Genomic DNA, 19,853 nt, shown 5'->3' with positions numbered 1-19,853 from the left:
TCGATCACTGTTCACCTTTACCAGTATTTTGACGAATTGTATAGGTGCTATTGAATTAGAAAGATATCGCCCCTCAAATCAAATACCAAATAGTGCGATGATTCTACGGAGTGCGATCGCCCTAGCAAAAAAAGGGATCTCGCCCACAGAAATATAGAATATTGCCTAACTGAGTGTTTGTAGCGCCGAAGTGCCTGTAAGGTTGGCATCAACTGTAGCTAATATTAACCCATAATAAATAGCTGTGGCCGCAATAAATCGGTCTCCGGGGTCTTGATGGGGTAGTGCAATCTCGCGACTTAAAATGGCAATGGAGTGATTCATTTGGGCTTCACGAGTTTCCAGAGTTTTTAAAGCTAAGTTAACCCATGTAACCGGATCGGGCTGTAAAGATATCCGTCCTTTTTCTGCAAGGATGAGAGTCTCCCAAATGCTAATTGGACTGAGCCAAAGTTCAGTATTAGGATCGGCGATCGCCGTTTGAAGTTGGAGCGATAGGCGTCGATCGCCGAGTAAATACCAAAGCCAAATGTGGGTATCGAGTAAAAGTTTCATTCTAAAACCTCCCACTGTTCGGCGACAGGAGCAATTAAATCTCCTAATATTTCACCGCTTCCTTTCATTATGCCAAACGTGGGGCGTGGGGTTTGGGTAGTCGCAGGATAGATAACCACTAATGGTTTCCCTTCATGGATGATGGTGAGGGGGGTTTTAGTACGTTCCACCTCTATAAATAGAGTCTGGAGGGTTTGGGGTAATTCAGTCGTGGTAATTTGTATCATTTTTTTACAGTAAAGAGTTTTTGATAGTTGATATCTGAGCCTGAGCAATCAGCAAGCGTTATTTTAAAGCATTTCAATCTCTCATAATCCTCCTAATAACTGTATTATACAGGTTAGCTAGTTTGTCAATACTTTATACTATAGCTAGTTCTGACGGGCAATCGCCCCACCAAGCATATTCTATTAACCCTGGTGTCACCCAACTTCTTTTTCCACTTACAATCTTATCCATTTCCACAATTTTAAAGTGCGATGGTTGCACACAGGGCGTGAAGCGTAGCTATCCAGTAGGGAATCGCCCCAGCAAAAAAAGGGCGATCGCCCTCTTCTCTAATTCACCGCCAACAAACCCGACATATTCAGCACTTTTTCCGACCAAATCCTTCCCGGTTCTCCAACTCTCCTTCGTTGCGTCGCATCCTCCCAAATCCTTGCCCAAGAATACTGCCAGCAAGCTAACTGAATTTGCAACTCAACTAACTCAGCAGCTATTTCTATCTCTGCATCTTGAGCAGTTTATTCAATAAACAGCTTACTTTCTTGCAGCAGACTTTCAATTATTTCGCCATTAGCTGCATTTTGAGAGCGAGGTTTAATGAGTGCTAAATTCGGTGCTAAATTTCCCAGACGAATCTGTAGCTAGCCTGGCAAATAGCGTTCCTTTAAAGTATACCATTCTCTCATAATCCTCCTAATAACTGTTCAACGATCTGAGCAACTTGTTTTATAATACTCCGATCTTGACTTTCCATCGAACGATTGTTCTGACGGGGGCTGATATTGGTTAAAAATTCATAGCCTACATCTTGTGTAAGTGGATACCAATCTGCTCGCCAAATATCTACCGACTTGCTGCCATATTCGAGCAACACAGCTTCGCAATCAGCGTGATGTTCTCCACCGCCTGCCAAAATTCCCCGTTCGATATCCACTGCTACTTTAATATAACTGCTAAGGTTTTCTAACATTTCTTCAAGTTGCTCTTTAGTAGCACGCTCCTGAATCAGATTAACCATCTTTGTCTATGTTTTCGATAGTATTTTTAAACTCAGCGGGCATTGGGAGAAGCAATATGCCATCACATCCAATAGGCGAGATCAGTTTCTTTGTTTCCTAGCCCGACTCCAGAAGGAGCAATTCTAGTTTACCTTAAAGCTGCTCACCCTTACCAGTATCTTGACCGATCGCAGAGCTGCTATTCAATGGCGAAGGGTCTCGCCCCTCACACCAAATACCAAATAGTGCGATGATTCTACGGAGTGCGATCGCCCACTAAAAGCTATCCCCTAGATAGGCCTTCGTATTTCTAACCCACGTACAAAACTTGACAGGGCTAGCAATGTCCGCCCTGTTTACCCGTAAAAGATATCATAAACGAGTTTCTAGAAGGTAGCGGAGCGATGGGGAGTTAAACTATGCAAACCATCATTTTAAGCTGTGAAGAAGTAGCACGGCGTGCAAGACAGTTGTACAAAAACAGCATCCGTCAACAAGTGGAGACGGACGAAAACCTCGGCAACACGGTCATCATCGACTTTGAATCAGGAGATTACAAAATTGATGAAAATCGGTTAAAACCAGCCCGCAAGCTCAGTAAAAAACATCCACATTTCCGTCTCTGCGGCATTCGCATGGGATATAATGTAGCTGTATCATTCGGTGGAATAAAGAAGCGTGCCTACAAGTGATTTCCGGGATTGTAATTGATAGACAAGCAACCGTCACGTTGACATGAATGCTGCCCAACGGCTCAACTCTACCGATCGAATTTGTCATCGATACAGGATTTAGTGGAGATATTGGCTCGCCTCCAGAAGCCGTTTCATTATTGAGGTTCCCTTTCATCTACGAGGTGCCGGCAAACTTGGCAGACAACCTCAAAGCGATTCGTTTCTAACACAAATACCCAATCCAAGCCGGCAAAACCTCCGGCGAACCGTACCACTTCCCCGGAGAACGAGGCGAATGCCAAACTCCCTCCAAAACCAAATTTTCGGCCCCGTCCAAAACAGCAGCTTCCACCGGCGTAATTCCATCTCCCCAAGTTTCGCCCTTCCCCACAGTCAACTCGTAACTTTTATAAGCCAGCCAAGTCCCTAAACCCCGCTTGCCAAAAACAGCCTTCCCAGCAGCGCAAACGTAGCGCACCTGCGGGTGAAAAGCCCCCGGATAGTGAATTTTGACAAAATCTAGATTTTTGCGCGTCCAGCGCTCTTGAGAGACGTGCGGCGTGCCTAAAGTGATTAAAGTGTTCACACAGGGGTGAGCTTCCCACAAACCCGCGTCCTCAAGCACGTCGCCGTGAATCGTGTAAGGCTTTTCCCCCAAATAGATGCGAGAAATCCAGCCGCCGGCGGAATGACCGACGAGATTGATCTGGGGAACGCCGTATTGCTGTAACATTTGTTTGACCGTGCGATCGAGCTGTCGCAAAATTGGCACCATCGACCGCCCGCCAAAAGTCGGCAACCAATCTCCCTTGCCCAGAGGCACTGTTACTGTTGGGAAACCTCGATCGACCAGAGATTTTTCTAATTCGCGATAGTCGGAAGCAGCAGCAAAATATCCGGGTAAAATCACGGTTGGTAATGGCATTGTCAATTTGAGATTTTAGATTTGAGATTTTAGATTTTGCGGCCGGAGTGCTACGATCTATTTTTCAAGTTCAAAGACGCTTGCCCAAGCATCCTTTGGATGACTAACATCTGCCACTCGTTAAACTTTTTGCTTAGGGAATATCTACTTCTATGGCTCGCGAGCCGATTCAAACATGGTATTTTACCCTAGTTGTGGTTCACTTAGAAGACCGTTTTCTACTGGTACAAGAGCGCAAGTACGAGCAGCAGTGGTATCTCCCAGCAGGGCGAGTGGAAAAAGGGGAGACTTTGCTGGATGCTGCTATGCGCAATACCGTCGAGGAAGCGGGCATTTCCGTCATCATTGAGGGAATTCTCAGGGTAGAGCACACAGTGATGCCTAGGGGTAATGTGCGCCTCCGAGTCATTTTTGTGGCTCGTCCAGAAGATAAGACGCCGCCCAAGAGCAAGCCGGATGAGCATACTTTGTGCGCTGGCTGGTATTCTCTCAAAGAATTAGACCAGTTGTCTCTGCGGGGAGAGGAAGTTCGCGAAATGTTTCAATATATGGCAAGCGGGGCTCCAATTTATCCCATGGACTTGCTCACCGTTGAGGGAGCTCCTTTTAAAAATTACCGCTATCGCTGGTGAATCAAGGGAGTTTTGAGATTGCCGCCACAGCCGGCGCCTACAAGGCGCAGCCACTCGATCAGTTTTGAGTTTTTTGAACTCGTAACCGAATTGGAAACGCCGATCGATCCGTTCGAGCGATCGTGTGTAATGAATTAGTAGGGCCCCAGAACCCGGAAAAAGACGGTATGGCAGCGGGTCCGTCTGTTTTTTCCTTCGCCCCAGTCCGGTCCGCTTGACGCCCCCAACACCATTGTCAACAATCATTGAGAAACCGGGTATAACAGAGGGCATTTGGGAAAAAGCCAAAGGCATTCGGCAAGAAAAACAATGCTTTCAGCAATTAACCACGTCCTAAGCGTATGGGCGGTGCTACAACAGCGAGGAAAAATCTCGGTTCTGGGGTTGAAGCCGTCAAGAAACCCGGTTTCTGGGCTTGAGTGCTGGAGTTGAGCGTCACGGAATCTAAATAAAAGTCGATCGGGCTATTTCGATACCCACCGTGCTAAAATTATACCTTTGATTTGCCAACAGCCACTTTTAAAATCGCTCAAAATAAAAAAATATCAATTAATAACTATTAACTTGCCATTCCCAATTCCCAATTCCCAATTAGCAATTACCAATTACCAATTCCCCATTCCCCACAGTCATGACTGACTCTTCCTCCCTAGCCAACACCCTTTCCGAACCGCTGCGCCAGCCTTATTGGTGGGCAGCCCTAGCTTCTGTCAGCCTTCACGGAGTCTTCGGAGTAAGCGCCCCGACGATCTCAAACATTATTTATGGTGGAAATTCCTCAAAAAATATCCCCGGTTCCGTCGGCTTGGTAGAACTAACTCCCACAGAGGCCGGCCGCCTGCCACAAACCCTACCACCGCGCCCGTCCAATCAGCCGTTTTCGATCGCACCAGTTCCCCTTCGGCCCTCGCCCAAGTTAGCCCCGCCCTTGCCCCCCGCACCTCCAACTATCAACTTGCCCGCCCTACCGCCGGGAATGCCCCCTCCAGGATTCTTTTCCCCTCTTCCTTATTCCCCTCTCCCGCCCTCTCCCGTCCCAACAGCCCCGCCACCTCCGAAAACTCCATCCCCAACAGCGAAAAACCCCCCGCTGAATATACCCGCTCCCGTGCAGCAACAGCCCCCCAGCGGTTTGCTTTTCCCGCCCTTATCCGGTAATTTCGATCCCAATATCCCGCCGCCACCGCCATCGCCGCTACCGCTGAGAGAATTGCCTAGCTTTCCTGCAGGCGGAATTTCGGAAGATGACAGTGAGGCACTCGCACGTAAAATAGCTGAAGACGGAGTGCCCGGTCTTTCAGATCCAAATCAAATTGCTTCGCCAAGGGACTACCTACCACCAGGCAGGAATTCCGTAGGCGCTGAAGTAGGAACAGAGGTTCCAAACAATCCCGATGGAAGGAATGAAATCCTAGAAACTCCCCAAGAAATAGGGAGGGGGCAACTGGAACCATTGGGTTCAAACTTACCCCGCGACAGAGAGACACAGCTTGCGGCTGCAAATACGTATTTTGCTTTGTTTGAGAGATTCAGAAAGGCTTATCCTGACTTGGAAATGACGGGCCCGACTCCTGTGAATGTCCCTTATCCCCAAGCAGCTTGCTCGCAAAAACTCGAAGGAACAGCAGTTTTCGGAGCAGTTGTCACTCCTCAAGGCTTGCTCCGCGCAGTGCCTGAGCCGATCGTCCCCACGGGTTACAGTATTCTCGATAATACTGCTAAAACCGCGATTATTAGCCCTTCTCTAACATTTGCAGCAGCCAGCACGCACAAGCTTTACCAACTGGCTGTCCCGTTTAAATACGACGAAAAAGTTTGCAGCGGCACTCCTGTCACCCCATCCACCGCCCCAACCAGGCCCAACCCAGGAGGCGAGCAGCCGCCAGGGGTAGCCCCGACACCGCCCAGACCAACAGCCCAGCCTCCGTCCCCAGCGCCTGCTGAAGAGAAGCCGCCGGCCCCGTCAACCAAACCGCAGCCGGAGGCCCAACCGTCGCCGCCCGCACCAAAGCCCGCAGCCCCACCGTCGCCCTCACCTCAACCTAAACCAGCCACCGAACAGTCGCCAGCACCAAGGCCGCAACCCGCCGAAGAGTCCCCGCAGCCCGAAGCTGCGCCATCTCCTGCCCCGGAAGTGTCACCTGAACCTGAAGCTGCGCCATCTCCCGCCGAAGAGTCCCCGCAGCCGGAAGCTGCACCATCTCCCGCCACTGAAGTGTCGCCGCAGCCGGAAGCGGCGCCATCTCCCGCCGCCGAAGAGTCGCCATCACCTGCGCCTTCGCCTTCGCCTTCTCCTGCTGCTACTACCGAAAATTAATTGCTAATGGGTAATGGCTAATGGGGAATCGGGAATTGCTAATATCAAATCTGCTTGCTTCGCTATTGTGAATACGATCTCATTGTTCGCGATGCGTCGCAATGGCCGGGTTTTTTAACTATCAGCCGGGAAGTCCCTCGCTATATTTAAAGGGGATTAATCTGAGCGCTGCGCCCCGTACCCCGAATAATTTACCGCAGGGATGTCCAGAAGCGTCGGATGGAGGGACGGAAGCCGACAATTAGACATTGCAAGTACCTTTAACTTTGATGTACTTTCTAAACATTAAATTGAAAAAATGGTACATTAAAGTAGGTCGAAAAAAGGAAGTTTCCAATGCAACTGACATACAAATACCGCCTCAAACCCACAAAAGCCCAACTAGCAACAATTGTGGCTCATTTAGAACTCTGTCGTCGGCAGTACAACTACCGACGGGCGCGAAAGATTTAGGTGGTGGGAAGCCACGAGAACACCTATCAATGCCTGCCCCTTGATTGTTTCTATAGTCCCTGTTGAGGAGATTTATCAAAATATTCCCTTAACTAGGGTGCAGACTAGGGATGGTAGAAAAAAGGATGAGTCAGGCAATCCTTTGACCAGAAAAGGTGACATTTTCTCAAATATTGAAGGCGGTTACGTCCAGTGGCAAACCATACAGCTTGCTGACGGGAAAAACACTAAAAAACTATTTCCTGATTACAAAGTGTTGGATTCGCAGGTTTTGCAGGATGTTGTAAACAGAGTGGAAACTTCCTTTTCAAATTTCACCACGCCGGACAAAAATGGCAATCGTAGAGGCAAACCAAAGTTCAAAGGGTTTCACTACTACAAATCTTTCACTTACTCTCAATTAGACAACTTAGATATTGCTAAGGATGAGCAAAATAGGATTTGTATTAACCTGGCAAAAATAGGTCAAGTGCCTATGGTTTTCCATCGTTCAATACCAACAGGATTTAAGGTTAAGACGGGTACAGTCGTCAAAGAAGCGGATGGGTGGTATATTTCCCTGACGCTAGAATATAAGACGGTTCCCGTAACGGTTGCAGAAATTCAACCGACTGACAAAAAGACTGTTGGTATCGACTTAGGAATCACTAATTACGTTTATCTTTCTAATGGCGAAAGAGTTGAAAATCCTAGATTCTTGACGAAGTCGGCCCAGAAACTGGCAAGACTTCAAGCGAAGTTAGCTAAAAAAATTAAGGGTGACAAGCCTTGGAAAGTTATCAAGGACAGGACTTCCAAACTCCATCAGTTTATAGCTAGAGCTAGACTGGATTTTCAATTCAAAACGGCACATGAGCTATTTGGCAAATGTGATGTTTTAGTTATTGAAGACTTGAGTGTCAAAAATCTGACTAGACGTGCCAAGCCCAAGACCGATATTGAGGATGGCCATTTGGTTTATTTGCCAAACGGTCAGTCAGCTAAAAGTGGCTTAAATAAATCAATGCTTGATGCTGCTTTAGGGCAATTCGCCAGCGTCCTCAAGTATGTCGCTTGGAAGTTAGGTAAAACGGTTCTATTTATTGACTCCAAAGGCACATCTGGGCATTGCTGGAATTGCCTTAACAAAGTACCGAAAGAATTGTCATCGCGATGGCATTCTTGTCAGTGTGGAGAATCTTTGGAGCGAGATGAAAATTCAGCCAAACTTATAAAGAAGATTGGTCTAAGCGAAGAAAGTGGCGGGGGAACTCCGTCACTCAAAAAAGCCTTTGCAAAAAAGGAAAAAGAAGCCTGCGGTCTAACGGTAATCCGTTGACCGTCAGGTTAGTTCACTGGCTAGAAGTATCAACACTTTGGACAGTTTTAGGTCTTGCACATGGGGGCTAGAAGCCCGGTTTCTCCGAGTTTTGCCAACAGAAACGAGAAATATAGGAAGAAACCGGGTTTCATCAGTCAGCGTGCGTAAGCCCCCGCTGGCGTTTTTAGCTCGTCGTAGTCTAAAACCGTTGATTTTCCGGTGGAATATCCTGTGCCTCGCAAGCGTTGCTTGCTTTTATAGGATAGCCATCAAACTCCTTACCAATTACCAATTATTAATTACCAATTATTAATTACCTCTCAAGTGTATTGAACTTTATACATTTGGAATAAGTCGCCACTTTGCTTTTTTACTACCTTAGCGCCAGCAGCTTTTATCATTTTTTCCCACTCTTCTATTGTTTCTAAAAATACTTCCCCGGCTCGATAAGTTTCCAAAATTGCCCAATCTTCTGCTAGAGGAGAATTGGGATTGAGGACATCAAAAACAAAATGACCGCCCGGTTTTAGTACCCGCTTTACTTCTCCCATGACAATACTCCAATAGTCTAGGGGATAGTAACAGCTAAAGCCTGTAGCGAGGCATAAATCGAATTGCTCCTCTTCGTAATTTAACTGGTGAGCGGGGGCCCATTCTACGCCTTTGAACAGCTTAGAATTGAGCTGAGGGCCGCGAGCGTTTAAGGCGTCTCGCGCTGCGCTGCTGATTTCTTGACCGTAAAAATATGCTTCCCAATCCCGCCAAGGGTAGATGAGAAAGCTGACTCCGCAGCCAATGTCTAAACAGCGCTGATTTTTTTGAGGTTTGGCAATTTTCCAGAAGGGAGAAACTGTTTTTTCTTGGAGAGTTCCTGCGACTGATTCCAGGAAAATCGGCATTGCTTCGACTTCTTCGGGTAAAGCGAAAGCTTCTCCTCGGTATTCGCGATCGAACCGAGAAGCAACTTGCGACAGTAAAACTTGCCAGCTATCTGATTTTCCTTTAGCAAACCAAGTCTGCTCCTGACCCGCGGCGGGGCGATCGGACTTTTTAGACATTCTTGAGTTACCTTTTAGAAGCTTTAAGAGCTTTTGTAAAGTTTTTGCGGTAAGGCTTATTAAAAATTAACGCCGGCCACAGCAGCGACAGCTTCAGGCGATTTGCAAAACTTCTCTCGAAGTTAGTGCGATCGAAACCGTTCCACAATTTCCAAATACCGCCGCCGTAAGCGACTAGCAACACCAATCCAATTAACGATCCCATCAAATAACCCCCTAAACTACTGAGTGACGTTCTCCCCCGCCCGAGCGAAACGCTGGCTGCGGGGGCTTCTCAGAAAAGAGTTAACTGAAAACCAGTTAACATTTCCTTTGCTTCTTGCTTCAACAGCGAGCTATCGCTATCGCCTCCACAAGCAGAAACGATGAGTCCCACCGTTTTAAAATCTGCGATTGCTCTCTTCAAAATATTAATGGCTGCATTAATATCTCGCTCTAACTCAGTATAGCAATCACGGCATGAATGCCATCTGAGTGATAAATCTTTTCTGACTTTAACTCCACATCCTGAGCAATCCTGTGATGTATTATTAGGATTAACTTTCACCAGGTGAACGCCGCGTTTTACCGCCACTGCTTCCACTATTGTCATGAAACTTCCCCATGCTGCATCTAAGATTGATTTGCCCCAATGAGTACGAGCAAGTCCTGGAATATTTAAGTCTTCAACTGCTATTAAGTCATATTTCCTCACCAGTTTATGTGCTGTTTTATAGTGAAAATCTTGGCGCTGTCGAAGCATGGTCTACGAGCAAGTTTTCCGGTTTGGTCAGGTGTCAGCCAACGCCGCCAAGTTTTATCTAATCGTTGAAAATTGATTTGTTGAACTTGAGAATAAATATTTTTGTAATCAGCAAAAAAAACTTTCCTTGAGTGCTGTTTGCTGAGTGTAATAATTTACCAGAGGATGAATTTGAGCCATTGGCTCTGAGATATTTGAGCAGTGGTCAATCTGGCATCTTGTCCGATGCAACCAATCTAGTCGCTGCCCCAAAGCATAATTCCCATGCCGTAGCAACAACTATAACCAATGATCCATCAGGGAAACTTGGTCAGGAGTGGGGTTGGTTTGGTACTGGTAAGTTACGATCATACAAAAACCGTAAATCACTTAACGCATTATGTCAACGCTCTTATTATCTCTTATTATGAAAATGATGATGAAGCATTTGTTTGCTGGTGGTAATTCCCCACCCGTCAAACGAAACGTTATGACGGGCGACCCTTTGCCACATTAAGTTGGATTAAGAGTGAGCGAGCCAAAGCGCTACTCTTAATCTATCATTTCTCAGACCGAAAGCAATTTTGAAGAATTGTTATCGGTAGCGCTCGCTACCAAGGGTTAAACTTGCCTCCCAAGATTACTGAGACTCGCGGATAATAATTAATTAAGAGCTGATAGCTGACGGCTGACCCAAAAATTTTAGATTTTCGTTCTAGTTAAAAAGAATCAGGAGTGCTTTTTAAGCAAGGAGGATTTTATGCGTGCAGTGCTGATGGCTGGGGGGTCAGGAACGAGGCTCAGACCTCTGACGTGCGATTTGCCCAAACCGATGGTGCCGATTCTCAATCGCCCGATCGCAGAACACATTATCAATTTGCTAAAAAGGCATCAGATTACGGAAATTATTGCTACGCTGCACTACCTTCCCGATGTCATGCGCGAATATTTTACTGACGGGGCAGAGTTTGGCGTTCAAATGACTTACGCTGTGGAGGAAGACCAACCGCTGGGTACGGCTGGTTGCGTCAAAAATATTGCTGAATTGCTCGATCGAACTTTTCTGGTCATCAGCGGCGACAGCATCACAGACTTCGACTTGACGGGAGCTCTGAAATTTCACCGCAGCAAGCAATCCAAAGCCACGTTAATTTTAACTCGCGTTCCCAATCCGATGGAATTCGGGGTGGTGATTACCGAGGAAGATTACCGCATCAGCCGCTTTCTGGAAAAGCCTTCTAGCAGCGAAATTTTCTCCGATACCGTCAATACCGGCACCTACATTTTAGAACCGTCCGTATTGGACTACCTGCCTGCACATAAAGAGTGCGACTTCTCGACAGACTTGTTTCCCTTGCTGCTGGAAAAAAACGAGCCGATGTACGGTTACATCGCCGAGGGTTACTGGTGCGATGTCGGCCAGCTTGATGTTTACCGGGAAGCTCAGTACGACGCGCTGCGGGGAAAGGTCAAACTGGATTTGAACTACTACAACCAAGTTCGATCGGGACTTTGGGTAGGTCAGAATACTTTTATTGACGATAGCGCGATCGTCGAAGTACCGGCCATGATCGGCAACAATTGTCGGATTGGAGCCCGAGTTAAAATTGATGCCGGTACGGTGCTCGGAGATAACGTGACAGTCGGGGCCGATGCCAACCTCAAACGTCCCATCGTCTGGAACGGAGCAATTGTCGGCGAAGACGCTCACCTTAGGGCCTGCGTGATTTGCCGCAGCAGCCGCGTAGACAGGCGCGCTCATGTATTGGAAGGTGCGATCGTCGGTTCGATGTCGATAGTGGGAGAAGAAGCGCAAGTCGGGCCAAGCGTGCGCGTCTGGCCGAGCAAAAATATTGAATCCGGCGCTCTGTTAAATCAAAATTTAATTTGGGGAGAACAAGCTAGGCGGAATTTGTTCGGTCAGCGTGGCGTTCAAGGACTGGCAAATGTGGATGTTACCCCGGAATTCGCGGTGAAATTGGGCGCGGCTTACGGCTCGACTTTGAAACCCGGGACTTCGGTATCGGTTTCTCGCGACCAGCGGAGCATTTCGCGGATGGTTTCGAGGTCTTTGATTGCGGGTTTGATGTCGGTGGGAATTAATGTGGTCAATTTGGAATCGACGGCGATTCCGATCGCGCGCACGGTTTCGTCTACGCTGTCGATTGCTGGCGGCATTCACGTTCGCATTTCGCCCGATCGCTCGGACCACATTTTAATTGAATTCTTCGATATCAAAGGCATCAATATTACTAAAGGGGCTGAGAAAAAAATCGAGGGGGCTTATTTTAAGGAAGATTTGCGGCGGGCTCTAATTCCGGAAATTGGAGAGATGACGTACTTTAACCAAGCTCTCGACGTTTACAACCGCATTTTTGAGCGGCAGATGAATGTTGAGGCAATACGCTACAGCAATACTAAGGTGGTAATCGATTACGTTTACGCAGTTTCCGGAGCAATTCTGCCGCAAATGCTCGCCAAGTTCGGCTGCGATGCGGTGGTGCTCAATGCCAGTCTCAAGCAGACTTCTCTAAGCAACGGGGAACGGGAATATTTGCTTGACCAACTCGGCCGGGTGGTGAAAGCACTCAGCGCTAATTTTGGAGTGCAGGTGTCGGCCAACGGCGAACAACTCATTTTGGTAGATGAGTCTGGGATAGCGATTCGCGGGGAAATGCTGACGGCGTTGATGGTAAATTTGATGCTGACTTCTCATCCCAAAGGTACAGTAGTAGTGCCGGTGCATGCGTCTTCTGCAGTGGAGGCGATCGCCCGCCGCTATCAAAGCAAGGTAATCCGCACTAAGGCGAACCCAACTGCTTTGATGGAAGCCGCTAATAGGAACCCGAATGTGGTTTTGGGCGGCAGCGGCCTTATGGGTTTTATTTTCCCGCAATTGCATCCCGGATTTGACGGGATGTTCTGCATTGCTAAAGTGATAGAAATGATGACGATTCAGGAGCGATCGCTCGGACAGATCAAAGCCGAACTTCCCCGCGTCACCCACCGCAGTTACAGCGTCCGCTGTCCTTGGACTATCAAGGGTTCGCTGATGCGACATTTAGTAGAAACTCATTCGCCCGATCGTTTAGAATTAATAGATGGAGTGAAGATTTTTAACTACAGCGACGACAATTGGGTATTAGTCTTGCCCGATGCGAGCGAACCGACCGTTCATATCTTCGCCAACAGTGATGACCGAGATTGGGTATCGGAAACTTTGAAGGAGTACCGCAGCCTGGTTCACGATTTTGTCAGCCAAACTGAGGCGGCGGTTCGCCAAGATAAATTTGGTAATGGGTAATCGGGAATTGGGCATTGGGCAAACAGGGCATTGGGCATTGGCAATGGGGAATTGGTAATGCAAAAGTAAAAAAATAAAATGCGTTATTTTAAGTTTTACCTTTTTACTTGAAAGTTCATGTCCAATTCCCAATCCCGAATTCCCTGTTTCGCCAATTCCCAATTCCCGATGCCCAATTCCCAATTCCCAATTCCCAATTTCCAATTCCCAATTACGTACAGATAACTGATGAATAGCTGCATTTTGATGGCGGAAATAATTCAACAACCGCAACTCCGTTATACTCCTGACAATCAACTTCAAATCGCTGAGATGCTGGTGCAGTTTCCAGGCCCAAAACCTGAAGATCCGCCCGAACATTTGAAAGTGATAGGATGGGGAAATTTTGCTCAAGAAATTCACGAGAAATATCACGAGGGCGATCGCGTGATTATTGAGGGGCGGCTGAGCATGAATACGATCGAAAGAGATGGTATTAAAGAAAAGCGCGCTGAACTGACAGCTCAAAGGATTTACAGTGTCGGCGGCGATGCAATCAGTGCTGCTTCCCCAGCTAGAACCGCCCCCGAACCGGCTCAAATTCGCGACAGCGCGCCGGCTAATGTGCCGAGCAATGTAGTGCCTTTAGGCTCGCGGAACCGCAGTTCTAACAGCGCTCCAGGCGGCGCTAACCGCACGTCTAGTTCGGATTGGAACTCGAATCAGTCGTCAAATTCTGAGTCCGATCGCAAGGAGGGTTCGTCTAACGAAGCTGACAATCCCGATTACGATCCGATTCCATTTTAAAAATTAGGGTGCATCACTTTACAACTGGACTGTTCGATCGAAAGTGACGCACCTTAATTTAAGAGCGATCGCACTTCAGGAAAAAAAGGGCGATCCTCTTCGAGGGCTGCGCTAACGAATTTGGCCCAACTACGAGCTAAATTGCAAATTTTACAGCTCGATCGTCACAACTTTTTTCTTGCTTTTTTCGTCGCGCAGCACGACTGTATTGTAGGGTGATGTATCGGTTCCCAGCGGAATTGGCAGCTTAAAGCTATCGCTCTTATGCTTAAGTGGGCCTAAATCAATGCCTTTTGTTATATTGCCATCTGTTCCCAGATAAGCGGTAAGTTCGCCTTTATAATCTTCAATCAAAAAGTCTCTGAAGAAAACGACTTCCCCACCCTCCTCGGCATCGATAGCAAGGATGACCGTACCGCTAAACGTTGCGCCTTTTTCTTCTTCATCAACCGTCGCCATTTTAATTTCCGAGGGGTCTTGACCGGACATATCTGCCATAATTTTTTTCTCCAGAGCGGAGCGCAATAATTAACAAGAAGCTTACCTGACCCTAGGGGCGATCGCAAAACTCTTACGACGTATTTCTGCATCGCTGTTGCTTCTCTCTAAGGTTAGAGAAGCCCGCGGTCGCGCATTTTACCCCCAAGTCTCGCAAACACCGCCGCGTTAATTCGATTCGATATTTAGCATCCTTAGTCTGGAGTTTTTAAGCGATTGGGTGAAGAATTAAGCCTGATGTTTTTGATAATTTAAGAGCGATCGCACTTTGCTCAAGAAAGGGCGATCGCCCTTAAAGATTATTCTTTCCAGTAACGGGTTAAAATCCGCATTACTTCACCTGCTATCGGGGACGGTAAAGGCGGACTCCATTCCCCAACTTCAGCAAAACCTAAAACGTGCAGCAGATTGATGATGCTTTCTACTGCTTTGGGAATCCCGCAAATCAACAATCGGATCGGTTGCTTTCCGATGGGTGCGTCGGGAATTTCTTCGCGCAGGAGTTCGGGAACTGACTTTGGCTGTGATATCATGAGTTTTAACTAAACAATAGTCGGATAGCGATCGCCCTTGAGTTTTCGAGGCAAAGGGGCGATCGCTTTTCCGTTTGTACATCCTCAGCATAGTTCATTCGCTGCTGCAAGTCAAGCGATACGACAAAAAATATTGCCGATACGGCAAAACAAGTGTTAGTGAAGGTTGCAGGATGCTAACATCACCTTGCAAAGTCCTGGCTAGTAGTTGAGCACCCGCAGTGATCCGTTGGAAATTGGCAGTTGTAATGGCCGATCGCAATATCAGCAATAAAGAATTGGCGGCTAGAGTTGGGATGCACCCAACATCTGTTTCTAAAATCAAAACCCGCCGCCGGCTGACAAGAATTGATGAAACCACTCTTGATGCTTTGTGCAAAGCACTAAACTGCCAACCGGGAGATTTAATGGTGTATGAGGAGGAAAATTCCGATCGCACTTAAAAAACCGACTGCGATCGTTAGCAGCAAGGTTGACAGCGACGCACCCTACACATTCGATCGCACAATTTCCACTGCAAAAACGCGAGCAAACTCAGCGACAAGGATCGATCGCACTCGATCGACCTCAATTCCCGGGATAAACTGCTCTAAACTCCCAACAGGTCGATCGGGAATCCCGCAAGGTACAATTTGCCCAAAACCTGCCAGGTCCGGACAAACATTTAAAGCAAAACCGTGCATCGTAATCCAGCGGCTGACTTTAATGCCGATCGCGCCTACCTTGCACCCATCCACCCAAACCCCAGTCATACCGGGAACCCGCGAACCCTTCAACCCGCAAACTTCCAGCACCCCCAGCAGCACTTCTTCCAACTGCCGCAAATACCAGTGCAAATCTTGTTGGTGACGGCGCAAATTTAAAATCGGATAGCCCACCAATTGGCCCGGACAGTGGTAAGTCACCTCGCCGCCCCGCTCAACTCGGTGCAGTTCCGGCCCAGTCTGACCCGGGTCAAATTTCAGAAATTCCAGCTTTGCTCCCATTCCCAAAGTGTAAACCGGCGGATGTTCCAGCAAAATCAGGACATCAGGCAAATCAGGCTTGTCGCGGCGTTCTTGCACGAGTTTTTGCTGGATTTCCCAAGCTTGGGAGTAGGGCACTTGTCCCCAATCGAAGAGCAAGCAGGGTGGTGCATTTAGCTGTTGAGGGTTCGGAGGGGAAATCATGGAAAAAATCAATAGTGTTTTTACGGATTATTGGCGCAGTTTAAATCAAGAATTGTCAACATATAAAAAAAGATTTGGAAGATAAGTGTTTTCGAGAATACATAGTGCTACTGTATAAACTAGACCCACGTTACAGAAGGGAGGGAGCTCTATGAAGCTTGTTATCCAGGGTAAGAATATAGAAATCACCGATGCGATTCGCGAGTACGTCAATCAAAAGGTTGAAAAGGCAGTTAGCCATTTTCAAAATTTGACGACAGAAGTGGACATACATCTATCGGTGGCTCGTAACCCCAGGATCAATCCTAAGCAGACTGCTGAGGTGACAATTTATGCTAACGGCAGCGTGATTCGGGCTGAGGAAAGCACGGAAAGCCTCTATGCCAGCATCGATTTGGTTGCCGACAAGATAGCTCGTCAACTGCGGAAATTTAAGGAAAAACGCCACGACAATAAGATCCAGAATAGTGCCAAAACGGTTACGGTAGTTGAGGAACATCCTGTAGCAGCGGATCTGATTGGCGATCGAACTCCCGAACTACCTGCTGAGGTGGTGCGGACTAAGTATTTTGCTATGCCTCCAATGACTGTGCAAGAAGCTTTGGAACAATTGCAGATTATCGATCACGATTTCTATATGTTTCGTAATGCGGAAACAGGCGAAATTAACGTACTCTACGAACGAAAGACTCACGGTGGCTATGGAGTTATCCAACCCCGCCACAGCAACGGTAACGGTAATAGCAAAAATGGCAAAAATGCCGAAAGCGCTGCATCAGAAAAATCGAGTGTTGCGAAAAGCTAGATAATTGCTGACTGCTAATAGTTAATGGCTGCAAGCCCTTAGCAAAAAAGGACTAAAGTCCTCACTACAAACTCCTGGTTTGTAGTAAGGATCGTAGTCCTTTCTTGGTTTTTTTAGATAATGATTCGTAGTAAGGATGTTGCTGATATTTCCTAGAAAAAATGGATGAACAATTATGCTATTGGAGTTAAGACAATTGAAGATTCAACCGGGTCAGCAATTACTGGTTGAGGATGTGAACTGGCAACAATTTGAAAGTATTTTGGCGGAATTAGGAGAACGTCGTGCTTCCCGACTTTCCTACAGTAACGGACGGTTAGAAATTATGGTTCCTTTGCCAGAACATGAAAAAGCCAAGGAAATTATTGGCGACATGGTAAAAATTTTGTTGGAAGCACGACAAATAGCATTTGAGTCCTTGGGTTCGACAACGCTGAAAAATGAACGCATGAGTCAGGCTGTCGAACCGGATACCTGTTTTTACATTCAAAATCAAGCAGCCGTTATCGGTAAAAATCGCCTCGATATGAGTGTCGATCCGCCCCCAGACTTAGCTATAGAAATTGATCTCACCTCTCGCACGCAGTTGGATAATTATCAAATTCTAGGAGTGCCGGAACTTTGGCGATACGCACGGCGAGGGCTACAAATCAACGTCTTGCAAGCCGAACAATATATTGAGTCTGATGTGAGTCCCACTTTCCCCAATATCCCGATTGTCCAACTGGTGAATCAGTACACTCAGCAGAGTCAAGTTGCTGGCCGAACCCGCGCTATTCAAGCTTTTAAAAGCTGGGTAGGGGAAAATCTTTAGTCTCAGAACTTCCCTTTTCCCTACAAACCGTTAGTTCGCAGTCAGGAATTTAGTGTCTTCTTGGTTTTTTAGACAATCAGGACTTTCGTCCTCACTACAAACAATATATTTAAGCAAATCCATCTAACTTTTGATGGTTTCTAAAGTTTTGAGTGCTTGTGCAACGTGTGCTTGGAAGTCTAACATCGAGTCAAAAATATGCTGGACAACGCCTTGTTTGTCAATGACATAAGTTACTCTACCGGGCATAATCCACAGTGTAGCTGGAACTCCGTATAATTGCCGCACTTTGTTGCCAGTATCGCTCAGCAGTGTAAATGGTAGCCGATATTTGGTGGCAAATTGCTGGTGCGATTCTGGCGAATCTTCGCTAATTCCGATGACTTCTGCACCTGCGTCTTTGAAGACTTCGTAACTATCTCGAAAAGCGCAAGCTTGGGTTGTGCATCCGGGTGTGTTGTCTTTGGGGTAAAAGTAGACTATGACGTTTTTTTTACCTTGAAAATCTTTGAGGCTGACTGATGTGCCAGTTTGAGATGGTAAGGTAAAATCGGGGGCGGTGTCTCCTACTTTGACTGTCATGTTTTTTAACTGAGTAGCTCTGTTTGCGTGAAAATTTAACTTTTGTTATTGTACAGTTGTTTTGAGCAATAGTTCGCAGTTGCGATCGCCCGATTCGGTATCATCCCATTCTTGCTTTCTCGCACTCCTAAAAGGAGATGCTTTTTTGAACCGCAGATGCACGCGGATTAACGCAGATTCTTATTAACAATGGGAGGGGGATGCTGAAGCGTTACTACTGAGATGTTGCACCATTCTCAATAAGCCTTTTAGGAACAGGCAAGATGCCTGTTCCACAAACAGTGAATTTTCTTGTGGAACAGGCATCTTGCCTGTTCATGAGAATGGTGCAAGATGTGAGTTACTACAAAGTTAATTGTTATCGGCCTTTAGTTAAATTTTTTAATTCCCGCCATATTGGAGGCATTTGACCGGAGCTTGTGCGGGGCTGGGTGAGGATTCCTTGAGTGGGACTGAACAGCAATGATAGCACAAATAACCCCGATGCAACTAAAACTATTGCGGGCCCGGATGGCAAGTTATAGAAGTAGCTGAGGTACATTCCGCTAATGCTGGAAATAACTCCGATTATTGCGCCTAAAATCATTACTTGGTGCAGGCGAGTGACTAGGAGATAGGCGGTACTTGCAGGTGTAATTAATAGGGACAAGACTAGCACTACGCCAACGGCTTTGAGGCTGGCAACTATTGTGAGGGCGATGAGTACCATCAGTCCGAAGTTGAGCAGGTTTACTGGCAAGCCTGTTGCTTGCGCTCCTAATGGATCGAAGGTGTAAAATAGCAGTTCTTTGTAAAAGAATACTACAACTAATAAGACTAGGGCGACAATGAAGCCTGTGTCGATCGCATCTTCGGCGGTAACGCCTAGGATGTTGCCGAAAAGAAAGTGGTTGAGGTCGATTTTGTTGTCTTTTTGGACGATCGTAATTAGGGTGATGCCGAGGGCGAAGAATGCCGAAAATACGATGCCCATGGCGGCGTCTTCTTTGATTGTCGATCGAGTTTTGATCCAAGCTATGATTACTGTACTCAAAACTCCCGCAATGAAGGCGCCGATAAAGATATTTGCTCCGAGGATAAATGCGATCGCCAATCCGGGCAAAACCGAGTGGCTGATGGCGTCTCCGAGCAAGGCCAGCCGCTGTACCATGAGGTAACTGCCGACGATCGCGCAGACGATGCCGACGAGAATGGCAATTACGAGCGATCGCTGCATGAATCCGTACTGCAACGGCTCAATTAAGGTTTGGATCATAAAATTATCAAATCACAGTTAACTAATGACTAACAACCAAAGCAACCCGGTTCGATCTGAGATGTTGCACCATTCTCAAGAAGCTTTTTATCAACAGGCAAGATGCCTGTTCCACAAGAAAATTCACTTTTTATGAACAGGCAAGATGCCTGTTCCACAAGAAAATTCACTCTTTATGAACAGGCAAGATGCCTGTTCCACAAGAAAATTCACTCTTTATGAACAGGCAAGATGCCTGTTCCACAAGAA

At 46.9% G+C, this 19,853-nt stretch carries 25 protein-coding genes; 11 read left to right on the top strand and 14 right to left on the bottom strand.

Going from position 1 to position 19,853, the window contains the following annotated elements:
• Positions 1 to 165 precede the first annotated feature (165 nt).
• From QUB61_RS03220 to QUB61_RS03205, 4 genes are all read right to left on the bottom strand, one after another.
• Positions 166 to 555, bottom strand: a complete 390-nt coding sequence (locus QUB61_RS03220; protein WP_333123532.1) for a PIN domain-containing protein — start codon at positions 553 to 555, stop codon at positions 166 to 168.
• Complete coding sequence (locus QUB61_RS03215) at positions 552 to 782, bottom strand: type II toxin-antitoxin system Phd/YefM family antitoxin (protein WP_333123529.1); 231 nt, start codon at positions 780 to 782, stop codon at positions 552 to 554. Before QUB61_RS03215 ends, QUB61_RS03220 begins: the two co-directional genes overlap by 4 nt.
• 280 nt (positions 783 to 1,062) lie before the next feature.
• Entirely contained in the window at positions 1,063 to 1,236 is a 174-nt protein-coding gene (locus QUB61_RS03210) for a hypothetical protein (RefSeq protein WP_333123525.1), read from the bottom strand.
• A gap of 226 nt (positions 1,237 to 1,462) precedes the next feature.
• Positions 1,463 to 1,798: a DUF5674 family protein gene (locus tag QUB61_RS03205; RefSeq protein ID WP_333123522.1), complete on the bottom strand. Its 336-nt coding sequence runs from the start codon at positions 1,796 to 1,798 to the stop codon at positions 1,463 to 1,465.
• Between the two features lie 399 nt (positions 1,799 to 2,197).
• Between QUB61_RS03205 and QUB61_RS03200 the strand changes: the two genes are divergently transcribed.
• Entirely contained in the window at positions 2,198 to 2,470 is a 273-nt protein-coding gene (locus QUB61_RS03200) for a hypothetical protein (protein ID WP_333123519.1), read from the top strand.
• 47 nt (positions 2,471 to 2,517) lie between these two features.
• Entirely contained in the window at positions 2,518 to 2,679 is a 162-nt protein-coding gene (locus QUB61_RS03195; RefSeq protein ID WP_333123517.1) for a hypothetical protein, read from the top strand.
• Here the strand turns inward: QUB61_RS03195 and QUB61_RS03190 are convergent.
• Positions 2,676 to 3,377 carry an alpha/beta fold hydrolase gene (locus QUB61_RS03190; protein ID WP_333123514.1) on the bottom strand — a complete coding sequence of 234 codons (702 nt, stop codon included), beginning with the start codon at positions 3,375 to 3,377 and terminating at the stop codon, positions 2,676 to 2,678. The genes QUB61_RS03195 and QUB61_RS03190 overlap by 4 nt on opposite strands.
• A 152-nt stretch (positions 3,378 to 3,529) precedes the next feature.
• Here QUB61_RS03190 and QUB61_RS03185 point away from each other — a divergent pair, with 152 nt between their 5' ends.
• From QUB61_RS03185 to QUB61_RS03170, 4 genes are all read left to right on the top strand, one after another.
• Complete coding sequence (locus QUB61_RS03185; RefSeq protein WP_333123512.1) at positions 3,530 to 4,009, top strand: NUDIX domain-containing protein; 480 nt, start codon at positions 3,530 to 3,532, stop codon at positions 4,007 to 4,009.
• 631 nt (positions 4,010 to 4,640) lie between these two features.
• Positions 4,641 to 6,326 carry a hypothetical protein gene (locus tag QUB61_RS03180; protein WP_333123509.1) on the top strand — a complete coding sequence of 562 codons (1,686 nt, stop codon included), beginning with the start codon at positions 4,641 to 4,643 and terminating at the stop codon, positions 6,324 to 6,326.
• A 336-nt stretch (positions 6,327 to 6,662) separates the two neighbouring features.
• On the top strand, positions 6,663 to 6,779 hold the full coding sequence (locus QUB61_RS03175) for a helix-turn-helix domain-containing protein (protein ID WP_333123506.1): 117 nt from the start codon (positions 6,663 to 6,665) through the stop codon (positions 6,777 to 6,779).
• A 40-nt stretch (positions 6,780 to 6,819) separates the two neighbouring features.
• On the top strand, positions 6,820 to 8,097 hold the full coding sequence (locus tag QUB61_RS03170) for a transposase (protein WP_333123503.1): 1,278 nt from the start codon (positions 6,820 to 6,822) through the stop codon (positions 8,095 to 8,097).
• A 302-nt stretch (positions 8,098 to 8,399) separates the two neighbouring features.
• On the opposite strand, the gene QUB61_RS03165 is transcribed toward QUB61_RS03170, so the two are convergent.
• From QUB61_RS03165 to QUB61_RS03155, 3 genes are all read right to left on the bottom strand, one after another.
• Entirely contained in the window at positions 8,400 to 9,137 is a 738-nt protein-coding gene (locus QUB61_RS03165; RefSeq protein ID WP_333123499.1) for a class I SAM-dependent methyltransferase, read from the bottom strand.
• Positions 9,138 to 9,144: 7 nt separating this feature from the next.
• On the bottom strand, positions 9,145 to 9,342 hold the full coding sequence (locus QUB61_RS03160; protein WP_333123496.1) for a hypothetical protein: 198 nt from the start codon (positions 9,340 to 9,342) through the stop codon (positions 9,145 to 9,147).
• A gap of 69 nt (positions 9,343 to 9,411) precedes the next feature.
• Positions 9,412 to 9,879, bottom strand: coding sequence for a transposase (locus tag QUB61_RS03155; protein WP_333123493.1), 468 nt, complete (start codon positions 9,877 to 9,879; stop codon positions 9,412 to 9,414).
• 739 nt (positions 9,880 to 10,618) lie between these two features.
• Here QUB61_RS03155 and QUB61_RS03150 point away from each other — a divergent pair.
• Positions 10,619 to 13,162 (top strand): mannose-1-phosphate guanyltransferase, encoded by a 2,544-nt coding sequence (locus tag QUB61_RS03150; RefSeq protein ID WP_333123490.1) that lies wholly within the window; start codon positions 10,619 to 10,621, stop codon positions 13,160 to 13,162.
• Between the two features lie 95 nt (positions 13,163 to 13,257).
• Here QUB61_RS03150 and QUB61_RS03145 read toward each other — a convergent pair whose 3' ends face one another.
• Positions 13,258 to 13,404, bottom strand: a complete 147-nt coding sequence (locus QUB61_RS03145; protein WP_333123487.1) for a hypothetical protein — start codon at positions 13,402 to 13,404, stop codon at positions 13,258 to 13,260.
• On the opposite strand from QUB61_RS03145, the gene QUB61_RS03140 reads away from it, so the two are divergent.
• Positions 13,391 to 13,948, top strand: coding sequence for a single-stranded DNA-binding protein (locus QUB61_RS03140; protein ID WP_333123484.1), 558 nt, complete (start codon positions 13,391 to 13,393; stop codon positions 13,946 to 13,948). The genes QUB61_RS03145 and QUB61_RS03140 overlap by 14 nt on opposite strands.
• Before the next feature lie 150 nt (positions 13,949 to 14,098).
• Here the strand turns inward: QUB61_RS03140 and QUB61_RS03135 are convergent, their stop codons facing one another.
• Positions 14,099 to 14,446 carry a hypothetical protein gene (locus QUB61_RS03135; RefSeq protein WP_333123481.1) on the bottom strand — a complete coding sequence of 116 codons (348 nt, stop codon included), beginning with the start codon at positions 14,444 to 14,446 and terminating at the stop codon, positions 14,099 to 14,101.
• 299 nt (positions 14,447 to 14,745) lie between these two features.
• Positions 14,746 to 14,979 carry a hypothetical protein gene (locus QUB61_RS03130; protein ID WP_333123479.1) on the bottom strand — a complete coding sequence of 78 codons (234 nt, stop codon included), beginning with the start codon at positions 14,977 to 14,979 and terminating at the stop codon, positions 14,746 to 14,748.
• 221 nt (positions 14,980 to 15,200) lie between these two features.
• On the opposite strand from QUB61_RS03130, the gene QUB61_RS03125 reads away from it, so the two are divergent.
• Positions 15,201 to 15,422 (top strand): helix-turn-helix domain-containing protein, encoded by a 222-nt coding sequence (locus QUB61_RS03125; RefSeq protein ID WP_332984474.1) that lies wholly within the window; start codon positions 15,201 to 15,203, stop codon positions 15,420 to 15,422.
• Positions 15,423 to 15,467: 45 nt separating this feature from the next.
• On the opposite strand, the gene lipB is transcribed toward QUB61_RS03125, so the two are convergent.
• Positions 15,468 to 16,148 carry a lipoyl(octanoyl) transferase LipB gene (gene lipB / locus QUB61_RS03120; protein ID WP_333123476.1) on the bottom strand — a complete coding sequence of 227 codons (681 nt, stop codon included), beginning with the start codon at positions 16,146 to 16,148 and terminating at the stop codon, positions 15,468 to 15,470.
• Between the two features lie 151 nt (positions 16,149 to 16,299).
• Here lipB and hpf point away from each other — a divergent pair, with 151 nt between their 5' ends.
• Both hpf and QUB61_RS03110 read left to right on the top strand, forming a co-directional pair.
• A complete protein-coding gene (gene hpf / locus QUB61_RS03115) occupies positions 16,300 to 16,953 on the top strand; it encodes a ribosome hibernation-promoting factor, HPF/YfiA family (RefSeq protein ID WP_333123473.1) in 654 nt (217 codons plus the stop codon).
• Positions 16,954 to 17,128: 175 nt separating this feature from the next.
• Positions 17,129 to 17,767, top strand: coding sequence for a Uma2 family endonuclease (locus QUB61_RS03110; RefSeq protein ID WP_333123470.1), 639 nt, complete (start codon positions 17,129 to 17,131; stop codon positions 17,765 to 17,767).
• Positions 17,768 to 17,890: 123 nt separating this feature from the next.
• Here QUB61_RS03110 and QUB61_RS03105 read toward each other — a convergent pair whose 3' ends face one another.
• Together QUB61_RS03105 and QUB61_RS03100 are read right to left on the bottom strand one after the other, a co-directional pair.
• On the bottom strand, positions 17,891 to 18,349 hold the full coding sequence (locus QUB61_RS03105; RefSeq protein WP_333123468.1) for a peroxiredoxin: 459 nt from the start codon (positions 18,347 to 18,349) through the stop codon (positions 17,891 to 17,893).
• 358 nt (positions 18,350 to 18,707) lie between these two features.
• Entirely contained in the window at positions 18,708 to 19,604 is an 897-nt protein-coding gene (locus QUB61_RS03100) for a metal ABC transporter permease (protein ID WP_333123466.1), read from the bottom strand.
• Positions 19,605 to 19,853 lie beyond the last annotated feature (249 nt).

Origin of the sequence: Microcoleus sp. C2D2, from assembly GCF_036702495.1 — a bacterium.
Classification (GTDB): domain Bacteria; phylum Cyanobacteriota; class Cyanobacteriia; order Cyanobacteriales; family Microcoleaceae; genus Microcoleus.
This window is presented reverse-complemented; position numbering and strand designations above follow the sequence as displayed.